This window comes from Sporolactobacillus spathodeae (genome assembly GCF_016908935.1).
GTDB lineage: Bacteria > Bacillota > Bacilli > Bacillales > Sporolactobacillaceae > Sporolactobacillus > Sporolactobacillus spathodeae.
Window position 1 is genome coordinate 83,468 of record NZ_JAFBEV010000001.1, and the last position, 15,776, is coordinate 99,243.

General features: G+C 44.1%; 19 protein-coding genes and 1 riboswitch. Of the genes, 11 read left to right on the forward strand and 8 right to left on the reverse strand.

All coding sequences use genetic code 11. The features are described from left to right. Positions 1 to 217 precede the first annotated feature (217 nt). The 3 genes from JOC27_RS00370 to JOC27_RS00380 all read left to right on the forward strand — a co-directional run bounded on the left by JOC27_RS00370 (position 218) and on the right by JOC27_RS00380 (position 4,193). The gene (locus JOC27_RS00370; protein WP_205005003.1) at positions 218 to 1,207 is read left to right on the forward strand and encodes a lipoate--protein ligase; all 990 of its coding nucleotides are present in this window, start codon (positions 218 to 220) and stop codon (positions 1,205 to 1,207) included. Between the two features lie 219 nt (positions 1,208 to 1,426). Further along, positions 1,427 to 2,686: a M48 family metallopeptidase gene (locus tag JOC27_RS00375; protein ID WP_205005004.1), complete on the forward strand. Its 1,260-nt coding sequence runs from the start codon at positions 1,427 to 1,429 to the stop codon at positions 2,684 to 2,686. A 406-nt stretch (positions 2,687 to 3,092) separates the two neighbouring features. After that, entirely contained in the window at positions 3,093 to 4,193 is a 1,101-nt protein-coding gene (locus JOC27_RS00380; RefSeq protein WP_205005005.1) for a D-alanine--D-alanine ligase, read from the forward strand. A gap of 315 nt (positions 4,194 to 4,508) precedes the next feature. Here JOC27_RS00380 and JOC27_RS00385 read toward each other — a convergent pair whose 3' ends face one another. Continuing rightward, positions 4,509 to 5,444 (reverse strand): 3D domain-containing protein, encoded by a 936-nt coding sequence (locus tag JOC27_RS00385; RefSeq protein ID WP_205005006.1) that lies wholly within the window; start codon positions 5,442 to 5,444, stop codon positions 4,509 to 4,511. A gap of 385 nt (positions 5,445 to 5,829) precedes the next feature. Here JOC27_RS00385 and JOC27_RS00390 point away from each other — a divergent pair, with 385 nt between their 5' ends. Beyond that, positions 5,830 to 6,345 (forward strand): hotdog domain-containing protein, encoded by a 516-nt coding sequence (locus tag JOC27_RS00390; protein WP_205005007.1) that lies wholly within the window; start codon positions 5,830 to 5,832, stop codon positions 6,343 to 6,345. Between the two features lie 104 nt (positions 6,346 to 6,449). After that, positions 6,450 to 6,545 carry a YjcZ family sporulation protein gene (locus JOC27_RS00395; protein ID WP_205005008.1) on the forward strand — a complete coding sequence of 32 codons (96 nt, stop codon included), beginning with the start codon at positions 6,450 to 6,452 and terminating at the stop codon, positions 6,543 to 6,545. Between the two features lie 146 nt (positions 6,546 to 6,691). Here JOC27_RS00395 and JOC27_RS00400 read toward each other — a convergent pair whose 3' ends face one another. The 3 genes from JOC27_RS00400 to JOC27_RS00410 all read right to left on the reverse strand — a co-directional run bounded on the left by JOC27_RS00400 (position 6,692) and on the right by JOC27_RS00410 (position 9,298). Next, positions 6,692 to 7,297, reverse strand: a complete 606-nt coding sequence (locus tag JOC27_RS00400) for an ECF transporter S component (protein WP_239529237.1) — start codon at positions 7,295 to 7,297, stop codon at positions 6,692 to 6,694. Positions 7,298 to 7,527: 230 nt separating this feature from the next. Then, a riboswitch (FMN riboswitch) is annotated at positions 7,528 to 7,656 on the reverse strand. A gap of 60 nt (positions 7,657 to 7,716) precedes the next feature. Then, positions 7,717 to 8,631, reverse strand: coding sequence for a 1,4-dihydroxy-2-naphthoate polyprenyltransferase (locus JOC27_RS00405; protein ID WP_205005009.1), 915 nt, complete (start codon positions 8,629 to 8,631; stop codon positions 7,717 to 7,719). 370 nt (positions 8,632 to 9,001) lie between these two features. Then, positions 9,002 to 9,298, reverse strand: coding sequence for a YdbC family protein (locus JOC27_RS00410; RefSeq protein WP_205005010.1), 297 nt, complete (start codon positions 9,296 to 9,298; stop codon positions 9,002 to 9,004). A gap of 331 nt (positions 9,299 to 9,629) precedes the next feature. On the opposite strand from JOC27_RS00410, the gene JOC27_RS00415 reads away from it, so the two are divergent. After that, positions 9,630 to 10,136, forward strand: coding sequence for an NUDIX hydrolase (locus JOC27_RS00415; protein WP_205005011.1), 507 nt, complete (start codon positions 9,630 to 9,632; stop codon positions 10,134 to 10,136). A 6-nt stretch (positions 10,137 to 10,142) separates the two neighbouring features. On the opposite strand, the gene JOC27_RS00420 is transcribed toward JOC27_RS00415, so the two are convergent. Continuing rightward, entirely contained in the window at positions 10,143 to 10,427 is a 285-nt protein-coding gene (locus tag JOC27_RS00420) for a hypothetical protein (RefSeq protein ID WP_205005012.1), read from the reverse strand. Between the two features lie 220 nt (positions 10,428 to 10,647). Continuing rightward, positions 10,648 to 11,109, reverse strand: a complete 462-nt coding sequence (gene mscL, locus JOC27_RS00425; RefSeq protein ID WP_239529239.1) for a large conductance mechanosensitive channel protein MscL — start codon at positions 11,107 to 11,109, stop codon at positions 10,648 to 10,650. Positions 11,110 to 11,214: 105 nt separating this feature from the next. Between mscL and JOC27_RS00430 the strand changes: the two genes are divergently transcribed. Then, positions 11,215 to 11,769: a superoxide dismutase family protein gene (locus tag JOC27_RS00430; protein ID WP_205005013.1), complete on the forward strand. Its 555-nt coding sequence runs from the start codon at positions 11,215 to 11,217 to the stop codon at positions 11,767 to 11,769. A gap of 144 nt (positions 11,770 to 11,913) precedes the next feature. Here the strand turns inward: JOC27_RS00430 and fabL are convergent, their stop codons facing one another. After that, on the reverse strand, positions 11,914 to 12,669 hold the full coding sequence (gene fabL / locus JOC27_RS00435) for an enoyl-[acyl-carrier-protein] reductase FabL (RefSeq protein WP_205005014.1): 756 nt from the start codon (positions 12,667 to 12,669) through the stop codon (positions 11,914 to 11,916). Positions 12,670 to 12,855: 186 nt separating this feature from the next. Here fabL and JOC27_RS00440 point away from each other — a divergent pair, with 186 nt between their 5' ends. Then, entirely contained in the window at positions 12,856 to 13,170 is a 315-nt protein-coding gene (locus JOC27_RS00440; protein ID WP_205005015.1) for a hypothetical protein, read from the forward strand. A 24-nt stretch (positions 13,171 to 13,194) separates the two neighbouring features. On the opposite strand, the gene JOC27_RS00445 is transcribed toward JOC27_RS00440, so the two are convergent. Further along, positions 13,195 to 13,656, reverse strand: coding sequence for an OsmC family protein (locus JOC27_RS00445; RefSeq protein ID WP_205005016.1), 462 nt, complete (start codon positions 13,654 to 13,656; stop codon positions 13,195 to 13,197). Positions 13,657 to 14,103: 447 nt separating this feature from the next. On the opposite strand from JOC27_RS00445, the gene JOC27_RS00450 reads away from it, so the two are divergent. From JOC27_RS00450 to JOC27_RS00460, 3 genes are all read left to right on the forward strand, one after another. Further along, the gene (locus JOC27_RS00450; protein WP_205005017.1) at positions 14,104 to 14,739 is read left to right on the forward strand and encodes a phosphatase PAP2 family protein; all 636 of its coding nucleotides are present in this window, start codon (positions 14,104 to 14,106) and stop codon (positions 14,737 to 14,739) included. Between the two features lie 85 nt (positions 14,740 to 14,824). Beyond that, complete coding sequence (locus JOC27_RS00455; protein WP_205005018.1) at positions 14,825 to 15,262, forward strand: peptidylprolyl isomerase; 438 nt, start codon at positions 14,825 to 14,827, stop codon at positions 15,260 to 15,262. 116 nt (positions 15,263 to 15,378) lie between these two features. Beyond that, the gene (locus tag JOC27_RS00460; protein WP_205005019.1) at positions 15,379 to 15,672 is read left to right on the forward strand and encodes a thiamine-binding protein; all 294 of its coding nucleotides are present in this window, start codon (positions 15,379 to 15,381) and stop codon (positions 15,670 to 15,672) included. Positions 15,673 to 15,776: the final 104 nt, after the last annotated feature.

Consider the following 15,776-nt stretch of genomic DNA (forward strand, 5'->3'; position numbering starts at 1 on the left):
CTCTGATCATCCTTTCATCGTACGTTAAGAAAGTGTAAAATTGGAAGCTAAATGAGTAATAAAAGCGAAGTAGGCAAGATGTCTACGTTATCAGCTTAAACGATAGCAGTCAGCTGTGCAAAGGGAATTTTGCTGCTCAGCAAAAAATGGACGTTTCGACGGTGGCGTTTTAAGATAAAAAGAGGGTCAAACCTTCAAAGAAAAAGGAGACTTCGCAATGATATATATTAATAATCGGGACATACTGGATCAGACTTTGAATTTTGCCATCGAAGAGTATGCCCTGACACATCTCGATATTAATGAAACCTATTTGATGTTTTATCGAATGACGCCGACAATTATTGTCGGACGCAATCAGAATACACTTGAGGAAGTCAATATGGATTATGTGCGCGACCATCGTGTGGCGGTGACGCGGCGGCTCTCTGGCGGTGGTGCCGTTTATAATGACCCGGGCAACCTTAGTTTTAGTTTCATTGCAAAGGATGACGGAGACAGTTTTAACAACTATCGAAAATTTACCGAGCCGGTTATCCGTGCGCTCCATCATTTGGGTGTTGATGCTTCGCTTCAAGGACGCAACGATCTAGTGGTCGACGGGAAAAAGATTTCCGGCAATGCTCAATTTGTCACCAAAGGACGTATTTTCAGTCATGGAACGTTGCTTTTTGATGTCGATTTGGATCATGTGGCAGACGCTTTGCATCCAGATGCTGAGAAATTTAAATCAAAAGGAATTAAGTCCGTGCGCAGCCGAGTGACCAATATTCGTGAGCATCTGAATCAGGATATGACCATCCATGAATTTCGCGAGACACTGCTTCATTACTTGTTTGAAGGCAAAGAAGAGGTGCCCGAGTATGTGTTTACTGATGAGGACTGGGCACAAATCGTCGCGACGGCGCGAGCGCGCTATCGTAATTGGGACTGGGTTTTCGGAAAATCTCCGGCCTTCAACGTCCGAAAAGCTCAGCGGTTTACTGGCGGACGAATCGATCTGCGGCTTGACGTGAAGCACGGCTTAATTGAACAAGCTGTGATATTCGGCGACTTTTTCGGGCAAGGCGATGTCAAAGATTTTGCAGCGCAGCTGAAGGGCCTTCGCTATGAACCAAAAGAAATCGAAAAGTTTCTTAATACAATCAATGTGGCCTTTTATTTCGGTAAAATCAGTAAAGAAGAACTGCTCTCTGCGTTTGTTTAATCTACCCGTTGCGGTTTTGTGCAGCATATCGCTTTGAAAAATCGGACATAAGCGTCGTTCAAGCGCATCGTGCCATACTTTGTTTACCTGTTATCCGAAAGCTTGCTAGTGGTAGGATGAAGCTTGTTCTAAAACACTTGCGGACAAACTACATTTAGAATAAACGGTCCGCATGCGGAGAGGGCGGCTGCATTTCTGGTAGCGAGAGGGAGGATTTCCTTGAAAAAAGCAGTTTCGATTTTTTCGATTAGCTACGTGATTTATCTATTATTCATCGGTTTCTATTTTTTTATTGGGGCACGTTCCGGAATTCCAAGCAGTGTCAAAGGCTCACCGGCCGATCCGTCCTATTTCATGAATGCACATCAGCTTGCTGAAAGCAGTCAGATTAATCCGTGGCGCCATTTCATTTCATTCGCATCGATTCCGCTTGAGTGGGCAATCTATTTTTTTGTCCTGCTATCCGGGTTCTCCCGTTGGCTGAGGAATCTGGCCGAACATCTGTCGCGCTTTTTTATTGTTCAAATGTTCATCTGCTTTCTTGCGCTGACATTGGTTTCGGCGATTATTTTCCTACCCATTGATTTTGTTTCCTATCAGATCTCGCTCGCTTATGGAATTTCTGTTCAACCTTTGTCAGATTGGTTGAAAGATCAAGCGATCAGCATCGGCGTCGACGGTTTGATCGGTTTTATCAGTATGACGGCAGTGTTCTTTTTTATCCGCCGCAGTCCGAGACATTGGTGGTTCCCGGTATGGCTTTTATCGGTACCTTTTATTATTTTTATGATGTATGTTCAGCCTGTGGTCATTGACCCGCTTTATAATCATTTTCAAAGCCTTCAAGACGGCACGTTAAAGCGTGAGATCTTAAATATGGCGGCACAGGCGGGGATCCCGGCGAATAACGTCTATCAGGTAGACATGTCGACGCAGACGCATGCAATGAATGCATATGTGAATGGCATTGGTTCCCATCTGCGTATTGTTTTGTGGGATACAACGATACAACAACTGACACATCAGCAGGTGCTTTTTATTATGGCACATGAAATGGGCCACTACGTGATGCACCATATCGTTTGGGGGACGTTTGCCGCGCTTGCCGCGTTATTCATTGGACTTTTTCTCACGGCAAAATTATTGCTATGGTCCGCCCAAAAGTGGGGCGCGCGTCTCAATCTGCAGCATCCGGGCGACCTCGCTGCATTGCCACTCGTTTTGCTGATTTTCGCTCTGCTTTCCTTTGCTGGCGAACCGGCTCAGAATGCTGTTTCCCGTCATTTTGAAAGGCAGGCTGACAATTATGCGATCCAGATGACTCAGAATCGCCAATCGGGGATTACAGCGTTTCAGCGTTTATCAGCTGCTAGTCTCGGTGAAATAAATCCACCAACGCTTGTCAAATGGATTCAGTATGATCATCCACCAATGATGGAACGCATTCAGTTTCTGGAGAAGGTCAAGTTAAAGAAATAGTCCAGAAAGACAGGCATTCGTTTATAAAAACGACATACCGTTCGGTGACGGAAATTAAGGGAATCGATATTCTGTCCCTCATTCTGTTGAAATATGATATATTCTTCACGCAGAAATTTATTGAACCCCTTTTTTCACTTTCAGATTGTGCTAAACTAGGGAAAGCGGGAGTGTCAAACCGCCATTAGTCGTAAGGTTTTTGTTTCGAACGAATGTTGTTTTTAAAGCACCTAGCTGAATCTCGAAAGGGGTGAGCGTGCTTCAAGGAAAAGCAGGCTGATGAAGTTCGTGGACTGCCCGCGGTAAGCGATGCCCTGACAAAGCCAGCTGGATGAAATTAAGCGCAAAAAACAACGGCCAATCATAACAAAGCCGTAAATACTGTAAGAGAATAGAGGAAGAACGCATGGCAAATGAAAAGAAAACCGTCGCTGTGCTTTATGGCGGCAAGTCAACAGAATATGAGATTTCACTATTAACAGCATTCTCAGTAATTAACGCGATGGATAGAAATAAATATGATATTCTTCCAGTCCATATTCAGCAGGATGGACGTTGGATTGCTGGAGAAGTATTGAAAGATAAATTAGCCGATAAAAGTCAACTGCTGCTTGGCGATAACCCCGCCTTGGAAAACCAAGCAGAGCATTGGCTCGCACCCTCTGCCAAGACAACAGGAACTAAACGGCCGGATATTATTTTCCCACTACTCCATGGACCAAATGGCGAAGACGGAACGGTTCAAGGATTATTTGAATTGCTGAATATTGCTTATGTCGGATCGGGTGTTGCCGGATCAGCCGCTGGCATGGATAAAGTGATGATGAAAGACGTTTTTGCCGCCCACGATATTCCTGGACCGGATTATTTATCGGTTGCGAAGTATGATTGGGAGCAAGATGCGCCTACCATTATTCAGCAAATTAAAGAATTGATCGGTTACCCTTGTTTCATTAAACCGGCTAATTGCGGCTCTAGTGTTGGCATCAGCCGTTGCGTCAGTGAGACCGATGTATCAGCGGCAATTAATGAAGCATTTCGCTTCGATACAAAAGTAATTATTGAGGAACAGGTTAACGGTCGCGAAGTGGAAATCGGCGTTATTGGTAATCACAAGTTGGCTGTTTCTGTGCCTGGCGAGATTAAAACCCATTCGGCGGATTTCTATGATTATCAATCGAAGTATCAAGACGGAAAAAGTACGTTGATCATTCCGGCGGAGCTAGACGAAAAAGTACTAGCAGAGCTGGAAGATGTCGCTAAGAAAGCATTCCGAGCGCTCAATTTGTCCGGACTTGCCCGTTGCGACGTCTTTATTCGCGAGAAGGATCAGCGTGTTCTTTTGAACGAGGTCAACACAATGCCGGGATTTACGCAATACAGTATGTTCCCGTTGCTTTGGAAGCACACAGGTTTGCCTTATGATCAGTTAATCGAGAAACTGATCGAATTGGGACTTGAGCGCCATGCAGATAAGCAGACAATTCAATACCGTATCAATCCGTGAGTTTTCCGTTCTCTAAACCAAACGAATAAAAAGTGTGTATAAGTGATAGAAAGCGCCGCTTGAAGCTGGAAGAAATGACTTCAAGTGGCGCTTTTTTTCTGGATATTCTAACACATAAAGATTGTATATGATTGTGAATTCGCTTAAGAATATATTTAGTCGTGTACGGATTGAACAGATTGCACGTAAACACATAAGCTTTCGCGTGCTCGCCGAAGAGCAGGACAAGTGAACCCCGCAGATTAGCCTGTTTGAGGAGACTCACGGATCGCCCGCGGCAAGCGAGCAGCCGAAGCGCAATTGATGCAGAAGAGACTAATTAAGTATTTGAACAGTCAGTGTTTTGACGCCGAAATTCAATGCCTCACCTTGTGTTGCAAAATGAACATCAATTCGATTCCCTTTTATTGCGCCACCGGTATCGGCAGCCAGATAAACGCCAAAACCGGGGATCATGACGCGTGATCCAAGCGGAATAACGGATGGATCCACAGCGATAACGCGAGCGCCGGGATTGCTACCGAGGTCAAAGCCGGTTGCCGTTCTCCCGCTTAGCGCGTAGCTAGTCGCAAGAACGGTGATTGATCGGCCGGTTTTAGCAGCCGGTGCATTACTTTGCGGTTGATAGGATTCATTTTGAACAGCAGGCTGATTTTTCTTCTGTTGTTCTTTCTCCCGGGCTGCTTTAGCAGCGGCTTCTGCGGCGGCTTTCGCTTCAGCTTCTTTTTTGGCTTGTTCGGCGCGCGCTTTTTCTTTCTCTACTTTTAATTCCTCAGCTTTAATTGATGCGAGCTGTGTTTGATACGCCTTGTATTCAGAGGTATTTCGGAAAACATCAAAAAGCGCGGTCTTCGTCGCTGCGCCGACAATTCCGCTATCAGTAATATTGCGATCAATTTGAAAGGCGCTAACTGCAGCAAAAGTATTTTTGTCGAAAAAGCCGTTGATGCTACCATTATAATACCCCAACTGATGAAGTACACCCTGTAATCGGGCTACAGAACCGTTCGACGCGCCTTGCTGCAGCAGTCCATTACCAAAAATATTTTCATTTGCATGACGAACGGAAAGACTGGACGGACGGACGATCGAGAATCCGGCGGACTGGGTGTAATCTTGAAGATCGTTCGTTTTAACTTCGTGATTATCATTTGTACTGCTCGTTTTTGCATTGACAATTGCCGTTGGCGTCATCATTCCCATGAAGACCGTCAAACTTGTCATGGCCGTCAGCCCTTTAATGATATTCATTCGGGTAAACCTCCTTTGGATGCACAAAAGAATCGTATTCGTTCTCTATGTCCAAACGTAATTGTAAGCGTTGAATATATCAGTTGGATTGAAGCAGGATTACAGTTCTGTAACAGCAAGATAGAATCGTTCGATTTTGTCAAGGGTTTTTCGACGGAATTTTACCTCTTTTTTACGAAAAATGTTGTATTTCAGAAAATGCGCGCGGATCGTGACGCTGCGCGTGGTCTCATTGCGAATGAGCCACACTGTATACAGAAAAAATAATATTTGACTAAAGAAATGTGGTTCAGCTTGGTAAACAATCGGTAATTGCTTTATGATGGAAAAAGTAAAGGAACTGAATTCGCCCGTTTATTCGGACAAACCTATTGGGGGCAGCAAAGTGGAAGCAAAAAGAGCAAACGAATCCAGGGCAGTGACATCCGTACATGTTTTGCCCAGCGATACGAATAATCATGGGACCTTTTTTGGTGGTAAATTGATGATGTATGTGGACAATATTGCGGCCATTTCGGCGATGCGTCACGCACGTCAGTTAGTGGTAACCGCTTCAATAGACTCTGTCGATTTTCTCTATCCAATCAAGGTGGGTTCCTCCGTTTGCCTTGAGGCGATTGTGACATGGACGCATCACACATCAATGGAAGTTTTCGTGAAAATTATTACCGAAGATTTAATGTCTTCAGAACGCACGCTATGCACAACGTGTTTTCTCACGTTTGTTGCGCTTGGCGACGATGGTAAGCCTGTGTCTGTTCCGAAAGTCATTCCGGAAAGTGAAGAAGAAAAACTTTTATACAATAGCGCGGAGAAACGTTATTTGCATCGAAAATCAAGAAGAAGTGAAACGAAAACATTTGCGTCCAACGTTTCGTTGGAAAGGCCTTGGGACCGTTAAAAAGCGTCTCCGTTTCTGTCCACACAAATAGTCGATCGCCGCATATGATATAGTGCTTGAACAGTATCCCTGTTCAAAATATCGGAAAAGGAGCGATTGTCGCTATGGGTGCAACTACTGGCGGACTGAACAGCGGTTTCGCGTTAATCGTTGTATTGTTCATTTTGCTTATTATTGTAGGGACGGCTTACGTTTATTAATCAAACAAAAATCCTTGACCTGAGGAACACGATCAGCAAAAGGTAATAAAGATCAAAAAAAGCATCCGATTTACAGTCGGATGCTTTTTGTTCAGTTGAATATTAACAATAAAATAGAAAATATTTCAAAGGGATTAAAAACGTGCTCAGGCAGCGGTCCTTTTGCCAATAAAACTCTTCAGCCGCAAGCAAACCGGAAGAATTAATAGGGTTAGCGCCACGCCTTTCAGAAGATTGAAAGGCATCACACCGTACACGATCAGCGTGATCAAACTGTGAATGCTATGATTTGCTGCCTGCGCGGCACCAACTGCAGCATTGACACTAAAACCAAGGAAAAAGGCATAGCCAGGGAAAATAATATAATAGTTGGCAACAGACATGATTACTGTCATAACAAGCGTGCCTACGATCATTCCGAGGCTGAGCGAGAGTAAAGAATAATGGCGTCGATAGAAAAGCCATGAGATGACAATTAATATTGATCCTGCAGCGAAATTTGCCATTTCACCAATCGGAACAACAGTCAGTGAACTAGAGAGAAGTACGTGCAAGACATTTTTGATGGCCTCAATCAGGATACCTGCTCCAGGTCCGAGCAGAATGGCGCCGATAAGCGCCGGAAGATCGCTAAAGTCAAGCGTCAGAAATCCTGGGAGCATTGGTACGGGAAAAGCAATTAACATAATCAGATAGCCAATCGTTGAGAGCAGTGAAACCAATACTAATTTCTTCAAAGATACTTTCTTCAAAATGATTCACCCCACAAATTGTTTTTGGGGATGATGTTTGGTGGCGTTTTGAACGGTGGTCTGCGACTTCAGGTACAGTTTTCTGAGAAATAAATGTTGCAGCAAATAAGAAAGCCCAAAGGAATGATTCCTTTGGGCTTTTTCTCGAAACTGAAATCGAACTGCATCACAAAATAAACAGTTCTCTGAAAATGCAGAGACAGCCATGCAAGAATAAAGCTGTGCCTCACATCATCCTTCTTTCATCCAGACTGTACTGTCGGTTCCGGTTTCTCACCGGATCTGCCTTACGGCTCGCGGACTCCGGACTTTTGTCCGATACCGCCGGTCGGGAATTTCACCCTGCCCTGAAGGAATTTACTATTCAACTGACGCTTTCAGTATAGCCTACTGGTGGTAAAAATGCAAAACAAAGTGCCTTAAATAAAATAATCGAGAAGCAAACCGACCGATAGAAGGATACCGAATAAGGTTTGCATTTGTGCGGTCGCTTTCATAGCAGGCATCAGTTGAATCGATTTTGTCTTACCACGAAACAATTTTGTTGCTTGAATGGCTTTTGGAAGACTGGCAAAAACGATCAGCAACCAGGCAGAATCAACCTGTAAGATCATCAGGCCGACTATCCACAAATAGGAAAAAGCGAAGAGAGCTGCTAGAACATTGATCGCTCGGCTACGCCCTAGTAAAATTGGTAAAGTTCTGCGCCCTTTCTCTTTATCGCTGTCGAGATCGCGAATATTATTTGCCATATTGATGCTACCGACAAGGATGCCGATTGGCAAGGAAAGCAAGATACAATTCAGTGTCAGGTTCTCTGTCTGGATAAAGAATGAAATCCAGATAATAAAAACACCCATGAATAATCCGGAAACCAGTTCGCCAAGCGGTGTATAAGCAATTGGACGCGGTCCTCCTGAGTAGAGGTAGCCGGTTAGAATGCATATCATGCCGGCAAGCGCGATCCACCAGCTGCTCCGCCAGCAGATATAAATCCCGATGAGCATCGCAGTAAAGCAAAGGACGAAGGCAAGATGGAGAATTGTTTTCGGTCGAAATCCGTCACGGACAATGCTACCACCAATGCCGACCGATTCCGCTGTATCAAGTCCGCGTTTGAAGTCGAAATATTCATTGAACAGGTTTGTTGCAATTTGAATAAGAATTGATGCTAGAAGCATCGCGATAAAAAGTGGGATGTCTGGGTGTTTCAGTGGCAGAACCATAGCTGTCCCAAGTGCCACCGGTACAATGGAGGCCGTTAATGTATGCGGCCGCATCATTAGCCACCACTTTCTAAACCCTGTATTTCTTTCAAGATACTTTTCGCCCATATGACGGTTTCCCCCCGACCGATTATAAGCAGCGCTGTGTCGTATCATAGATTCAAAGAATAATTCTGTTAAATTAAATAATCAGTTGCTGGCTTAAATCGACAAAATAAGTACAATTTTAGTTTATGGAAAGAGCCAAAGTGTGTCAATGAGAAAATACTGGGCAAGTCTGAGTAGATGTATCAAGCGGCGTGCAGATCTGCCGCTTTATGTATCCATGAAGTCCTACCTTTTCCGCATCAATAAGAGATGTGAAAAGGCAGTTCTTCATGGTCTATTGATCGGAACAGAATCGTTCAAGGGTTTGACAGCGGTAGGCGGAGAAGAAAATCAAAAATGAGAATAAGGGGAACGGCTAAAAACAGAATGATTAAATACTCGGAGCTGCAGCAGCTGTTGGTGATGTCGACGTTTCGGGATGCGGCAACTCATTTGGAAACTTCGAATTGAGCAAGGAGCGTAGCGTCGCGCATTCATCGTCATTGAGCGTGATGCCTCTGCCCATTTTTTTCTTGTCGGGCGCCCAGCTGCGCAAATCATATTTTGCTTCCCGGTTATTCCAGCTGACAAGATTAAGTTCCTTAGTCCAATTGCTGCTTTCGGTTGAAAGAATGCCGTAGTGCTTAAGAATTGAAAAATGAACACTTGAATCTGGATTTGAAGCCATACCAATCACCTCTGTAAGTTAATTTGAACAAATGTTCTGTAAATAGTATATATAGAAACATATGTTCTGTCAACAAGAAAATGAATTCGCTTTCTTTCCTGACTCGAGGCCCCGGCGAAGCTAAGTCTTTCTCATCGATGTTACGATTCATGAAAAATGAATGTTTATCCAGACCATTGCTATAATTTCAGCGATCTTTGGCCAAAAGGCAAAAGTGTTTTGCTATACTATTTATATGAAAAGACAGCGCTCGATAGTTTGCAAGAAGAGTGCTCCCGGGTGCTGTAAAAAAAATCATATGGGTAAAATCCGTGGTGGGAGAGGCGTTTGCATGCTCCGTTATACTTTGGCAATAATTCGCAGTAGGAATGAAGTACTTATGATCAATCGCAATAAAGCACCTTGGCAGGGATGCTGGAACGGAATCGGTGGCAAGTTGGAACCTGGCGAGTCGCCTGTTACTTGCGTTACTCGTGAAATATGGGAAGAAACTGGCTTGAAAGTCAATGAACCGCTTTATCGTGGAATTGCCAGCTGGAATCCCACGGGAGAACCGTTACAAGGGATGTATCTCTATCTTATCGATTTGCAGGATTGTGATCGGCCAGCCTCTCCGGTTGCGACCCGCGAGGGCATTTTGGACTGGAAAGCGATCGACTGGATAGTCGCTGAGGAAAATTTCGGCGCGGTCCCAACACTGCGCTATTTAATGCCCGATATCCTTGATCCAGACACTTATCCAGCGGCAGAATTTCATTTTGATTTTGAAGGGGATGTGATTTGCAGTACAGAAAAGCGTGCTTTGCCTGAAGATTTTTTATTCAGTCATTCAAATTGACTGCATTCACAACATCAGTAAGCGGATAAGTAACATGAAACAGGCGAAGATGCCCATGGCAAAAAGAATCCAGTAATCGGCGCCCATCATACCCAGCAACCAAGGTAACAGTAACAAATAAACACCGGCAAGCATGATCATTACTGCGGCAGAAATGAAAAATTTTCGGCTCAGTCGTCGAACTTTCGGCTGGAAAACGAATGGATGGAAGCGTATGGTGCCAATCAAGATAAAAAGACCAATTGCGATTAAAATGACCCCTTCGGCAAATGATGGATAAGAAAGTAGCATAAACGATCACTCCGATCGAATAGCCAGCGCATTGTTGCAAAAATGACTTGGCTACGTCAAGTTTTTTTTAAAAGCTTGATGTAAAAGATTCTATGTGTAAAATGCAGCCGAAGCATGTTAGTCGCAAAAATGATTTGGCTAAGCCAAGTTTTTCTTATTATACATGTTCATCGATGAGCTTGGAATGTATGCTGCAATTTACAGTATTAAAGGCAACCAGTTACTGTTTTTCTGCATGAACAGTAGTTTCCGGCAAATCAGCAGTACAATGCGCACATTTTGTCGCCTGGATAGGGATGGATGAGAAGCAATAAGGACAGGACTTGGTTGTCGCCGGGTCTTCTTTTTTTAAACTGAACTTATTAATCAATCGGACGGCAAAAAAGATAACAAAAGCAATAATCAGGAAGTTAATCACATGATTGAGAAACAAGCCATAATTGATGGTCGGCGCCCCTGCTTTTTGAGCGGCGGCGAGATTGGGATAGGGATGTCCGGTTAGATTGATATAAAGATTGCTGAAATCCACTTTCCCGAGAAGTAGGCCGATTGGTGGCATAACAACATCTTTGACGAGCGAACTGACGATTTGACCGAATGCTGTACCAACAATAATGCCGACAGCGAGATCGATGACATTGCCTCGTGCAAGAAATTTTTTAAACTCATCAAATATCTTCATTAAACTTCCTCCTAAAAAATGATTTCTTAACCAGGCACTGTGGAAGAGCAAGTCTGAATAAGATTAGCAAGGATGTGCACCCTACGTTTCAAGGGGGTGATCCGGGTGAAGAATGGTAAATTCATCTATATTATCGCTGCTTTGCTACTTGTTTTTGTCGTTGCTTATGAACACCAGTCCAATCATCATGTGGCGGCTAAAGAAGGAGAATCTCAGAAGATAATTGTTCCGCTGATCAATGCGAAAAATGAACAGATGGGTGAAGCTGTGCTCACACAGACAGCAAAGGGCGTACGAATTGCTTTAAAAGTTGAAGGCTTGAAACCGGGCATTCACGCCATTCATTTTCATGAAAATGGTGTTTGCACACCACCGGATTTTATGTCCGCAGGCGGGCATTTTAATCCAGATGAAAAGAAACACGGTCTTGAAAATCCTAATGGGCCGCATGCGGGTGATATGCCTAATATTTTTGCGGATAGCCATGGTAGAGTCAACACAGTTATCTTTAATTCACGGGTCACGCTAGAGGAAGGGCAAAAAAATTCATTGCGTGATGCAGATGGGTCTGCTCTGATTATACACGAGTACGGTGATGATCAAGTCAGCGATCCGGCAGGTAATTCAGGCGCACGCGTTCTATGCGGGGTCATTAAATAAACGCTTTTCCTCGAGTGTCCGCCAGATCGGGAAAAACGAATTTTGATGCCAGACGTGCACTTGAGCGGCTTTCTGATGCAAACAAGGCTGCACCGAGCGATGATTCGCATCGGGCGGCCTTGTTTGCTCTTTCTGTCAAAGATTTCAGTCAGCCAGCAAGGACAGCCCGCCGTCAACAGTCAGCGTCTGTCCGCGAATCATAAAAGCGGCGGGCGTGCATAGAAAATATACAGCTTCCGCCAAATCTTCAGGTTCAACGATTCGCCCGGCGGGATTGTGCTCGGCAGCTTGCTGCAATAATTCCTCTCGGTTCGGAAAATGCTTCAGCGCATCGGTATCAACGGCACCGCCAGAAACCGTGTTCACTGTTATATTCATTGGAGCCAAAGCGACAGCCAGATAACGTGTGATTGCTTCCACTGCAGCCTTTGAAACACCTACGACGACATAGTTTGGCAAAGCACGCACAGCACCAAGACTTGATAAGGCGACAATATGACCGCCGCCGACGTTTTCCATCATCTTCGCTGCTCGTTGCGCAGCGAAGAGATAGGCCTTGGCGTTAATATCCTGCGTCCAATCCCAGTGTTTCTCCTGTATTTCCATCAATGGCCGTTGAACACCTGACGCGGCATTATTGATGAATACATCCAAGCGTCCAAATTCATTTTGGATTTCTTGAAAAAGCGAATCAATCTGTGTCATTTCACCTATATTTGCTTTGACAAGTAGGACACGCACCTTATATTTATTTTCAATTTCACGTTTTGTTTCTTCCGCGGCTGTTGCTTTGCGTGCAAAGTTAAGCACAAGATGATAGCCGTTTTGTGCAAATTTCTCAGCGATTGCTTTGCCAATTCCGCGTGTTCCCCCGGTTATCAGCGCAACTTTTTGATCCATGAAAAGGTTCCTCCTCAGCAGACTTGCTTCACCCAGTATAGCAAATCAACAGTTCAGGCGACAATCTTTACGGGAAGATTGTATGGAAAAAGGAACTTTAGTGATTTTTCCTGGTGAATGGGGTATGATAAAGTCGACTAATCGTATGGATTGAATGGAAGTCAAGACGGAAATGAGGCGTTTCAAATGGTAATTGTCTCTCTCAGCTTGGCACTTGTTGTCTGTGCCATTTTCTATTTCATTTTCTCATTAACGCAGATTGCGAAGCGCCTGAATGGCACTTTAGCTGATTTATCGAAAACAACGGAGAAGTTTCGAGAGAAGGGCGAAGCGCTTGCTAAAGAAAAGAACCGATTGGATCATACACTTTCATTAATCAAATTGAATCTGGTTTCCGATAAAGAGAAGATGCAGCGGACGTCCCGGCAGGTGCAGCAATTTACCAATTTAACACATGATGATGTGTACAAACTGAAGAAAGCAATAAAAAGGAAAGCATGAATCGATTTATGGTTCATGCTTTCTCTATTCAGTATCACGAGTAGGGACGACTTCAAATGTGGGTTCAATGTCGATTTTTAGGTTTCCATGAACAGCTTTCGCAATCATGCAGTTCAGTTCTGCATGATGGATGCATCGGAGCAAGTTTTCGCGCAAGTGCTCGCTTGGTTGTCTGTTTAAATGGATGACTGGATAATGAATTACTTTTTCAAAATGGAGACCGCCCATTTTTGTGACGATTCCTCTGGAGTGGATTGAAATATGATGATAATCGATGCCTTCTTTGTCAAGACCGATGCCGAGCGTGATGACATAACATGAAGCAAGAGCACTTAACAGGAGTTCATCCGGGTTTGTGCCCGCACCTGTACCGCCCATGGCGGAATCAACCGCAAGACCGGTCGCGAAACTTTTCGTTTGGATTTGTCCGCTTCCGTTCCAGGATCCATGCCAAGAACCGTTTGTCGTAAACGTGAAATCCTTCATGAGAATGCCTCCTCTTTAGAAAAACTAAGTTTAAATTTAATGTTGTTTTTCTGACCAATGGCAATGTTTGAGACGCTTGCGGGAAAAGCGAGCTAAGTGAGCCCCCGCAGATTCCAGCCTGTTTGAGGAGGCTCACGGATCGCCTGCGGCAAGCGAACACATGGCAATTAACGTTTAAAAACAACCGCATATTTTAGCAAAGGCTTTAAAAATAGAGAAATATCAATTACTTGTATGCGCTTGCTTGACTTTATTATACTATGTCTCTTTTGGGGCAGCACACATTTCATCAATCCAAAGATTAGCAAATTATCAAAATGTCGGCAAGAATTACGAAATTAATTTTTTCCACTTGTTTCAAGTTCAGCAGTTGAAAAAATGAGTATGCGGAAATAGGACAAATAATACAATGGTTCTATGAAGAAAAAGCTGAGAGGATCTGATCTTTTGAATCAGAAACGGAACACGCCGCAACCCATTCTCACAAGTCTATGGTTTATTCTGAGTGGGCTATTGGTTTATCTTGTTTTAGAGATAGTCATCCATTGGCCGTCCGTCAACCGCTTTGATCGAGGATTTCTCGTTTCGCTAGATCCGCTACGCGTTGGCTGGATGATACCTTTGATGCGACATGTGACACAATTTGGATCTGCAAATTTTCTATTGCCTTTGATTTTCGCTATTTCGCTCTTTTTTTTAATTAAGAAGCGATTTATTGCGGCGCTTGTCTTGCCGTTGATGTTTTTTCTGGAAAGCTGGCTCAACGATTTTCTGAAGAACCAGGTGATGCGCGACCGACCCGATTTGACACATTTGGTTCATGCGACCGGTTATAGCTTCCCAAGCGGTCACGCGATGAATGCGGCAACAACTTTTGGACTGATTATCTTGCTGCTTCTGCCGCATCTTCACAAGAAGTGGATGAAAAGACTTTGTCTGGCAACGGGCATCTTGACCATTTTGCTTATCGGATTCAGCCGCCCGTTTTTGAGGGTTCACTTTCTGACAGATATTCTCGCTGGTTACGCGGTGAGCGCGGTCCTGATCGGATTTTCAATGATTGTTCTCTACTTAGCTGACTGAAATTCGGGTAGACGCTTCCTGGCTTTTTTTATTTTCAATATGATAAAATAGATATCTAGTCGTGCCAATTACAGGAGTGATTAAAATGAGTAAAAAAGGATATATTCTCTTAGCGAATGGCAAGAAGGTTGAATTTGACCTCTTTCCTAATGAAGCACCGAACACTGTGGCAAATTTTGAGAAATTGGCAAACTCCGGTTTTTATAACGGGTTAACCTTTCACCGAGTAATCCCGGGCTTTGTCAGCCAAGGGGGCTGTCCGCGCGGTGATGGAACAGGCGATGCAGGTTACACAATCAAATGCGAGACAGAGGGCAATCCGCATAAGCATATTCAAGGTGCCATTTCGATGGCCCATGCGGGTAGAGATACAGGCAGCTGCCAATTTTTTATTGTCCATGAACCGCAGCCGCATCTTGATGGCGTTCACACGGTTTTTGGACAGGTTACAAGTGGTATGGAAGCAGTGCTTGAAATGAAAAACGGCGATGTTATGGAAAAAGTCGAAGTCATTGATGACTGATAGAATTCAAAACGTTATTTTCGCCTGAGGAAAGAGCCGAGCAGGCTCTTTTTTTTTACCCTGAGCGCCGAATCAGGTATGCTAGAACTATAAATATATTGATGAGGAGTGATACGATGCCAACTTGTAATGTCGGTTTGCAGATTCTGCCATTTTCTAAGAATAAAGATACATACGCGCTCGTGGATAAGGCGATCGAAACAATTCAACAGTCCGGTGTCAAATATGAGGTTACGGCGTTGGAAACCATTCTTGAAGGAGAGCTGGACACGCTACTGGACGTTGTGAAACAAACGGTGCTGGCGACGGTAGCAGCAGGGGCAGATGAAGTCGCGGCTGAGGTAAAAATTCACTATCGTCCGCAAGGAACATCGATTGAAGAAAAAGTGGGGAAATATCGCAAGAATTGATAAGTATGGATTTAATACGGCTCCTATTGTTGAAAACGCTCAACTGGTGGGAGCCGTTGCTTTTGTTCAAGGATAATAATGGATAAGCTCTTGCGCAAGAACTG

Bases quoted from the DNA above. Each gene is read 5' to 3' on its own strand.
- JOC27_RS00380 (WP_205005005.1), top strand. From the start codon at position 3,093: ATGGCAAATGAAAAGAAAACCGTCGCTGTGCTTTATGGCGGCAAGTCA.
- JOC27_RS00410 (WP_205005010.1), bottom strand. From the start codon at position 9,298: ATGGCTTCAAATCCAGATTCAAGTGTTCATTTTTCAATTCTTAAGCAC.
- mscL (WP_239529239.1), bottom strand. From the start codon at position 11,109: ATGAAGATATTTGATGAGTTTAAAAAATTTCTTGCACGAGGCAATGTC.
- JOC27_RS00440 (WP_205005015.1), top strand. From the start codon at position 12,856: ATGGTAATTGTCTCTCTCAGCTTGGCACTTGTTGTCTGTGCCATTTTC.
- JOC27_RS00445 (WP_205005016.1), bottom strand. From the start codon at position 13,656: ATGAAGGATTTCACGTTTACGACAAACGGTTCTTGGCATGGATCCTGG.
- JOC27_RS00385 (WP_205005006.1), bottom strand. From the start codon at position 5,444: ATGAATATCATTAAAGGGCTGACGGCCATGACAAGTTTGACGGTCTTC.
- JOC27_RS00395 (WP_205005008.1), top strand. From the start codon at position 6,450: ATGGGTGCAACTACTGGCGGACTGAACAGCGGTTTCGCGTTAATCGTT.
- JOC27_RS00420 (WP_205005012.1), bottom strand. From the start codon at position 10,427: ATGCTACTTTCTTATCCATCATTTGCCGAAGGGGTCATTTTAATCGCA.
- JOC27_RS00455 (WP_205005018.1), top strand. From the start codon at position 14,825: ATGAGTAAAAAAGGATATATTCTCTTAGCGAATGGCAAGAAGGTTGAA.
- JOC27_RS00415 (WP_205005011.1), top strand. From the start codon at position 9,630: ATGCTCCGTTATACTTTGGCAATAATTCGCAGTAGGAATGAAGTACTT.
- fabL (WP_205005014.1), bottom strand. From the start codon at position 12,669: ATGGATCAAAAAGTTGCGCTGATAACCGGGGGAACACGCGGAATTGGC.
- JOC27_RS00370 (WP_205005003.1), top strand. From the start codon at position 218: ATGATATATATTAATAATCGGGACATACTGGATCAGACTTTGAATTTT.
- JOC27_RS00460 (WP_205005019.1), top strand. From the start codon at position 15,379: ATGCCAACTTGTAATGTCGGTTTGCAGATTCTGCCATTTTCTAAGAAT.
- JOC27_RS00405 (WP_205005009.1), bottom strand. From the start codon at position 8,631: ATGGGCGAAAAGTATCTTGAAAGAAATACAGGGTTTAGAAAGTGGTGG.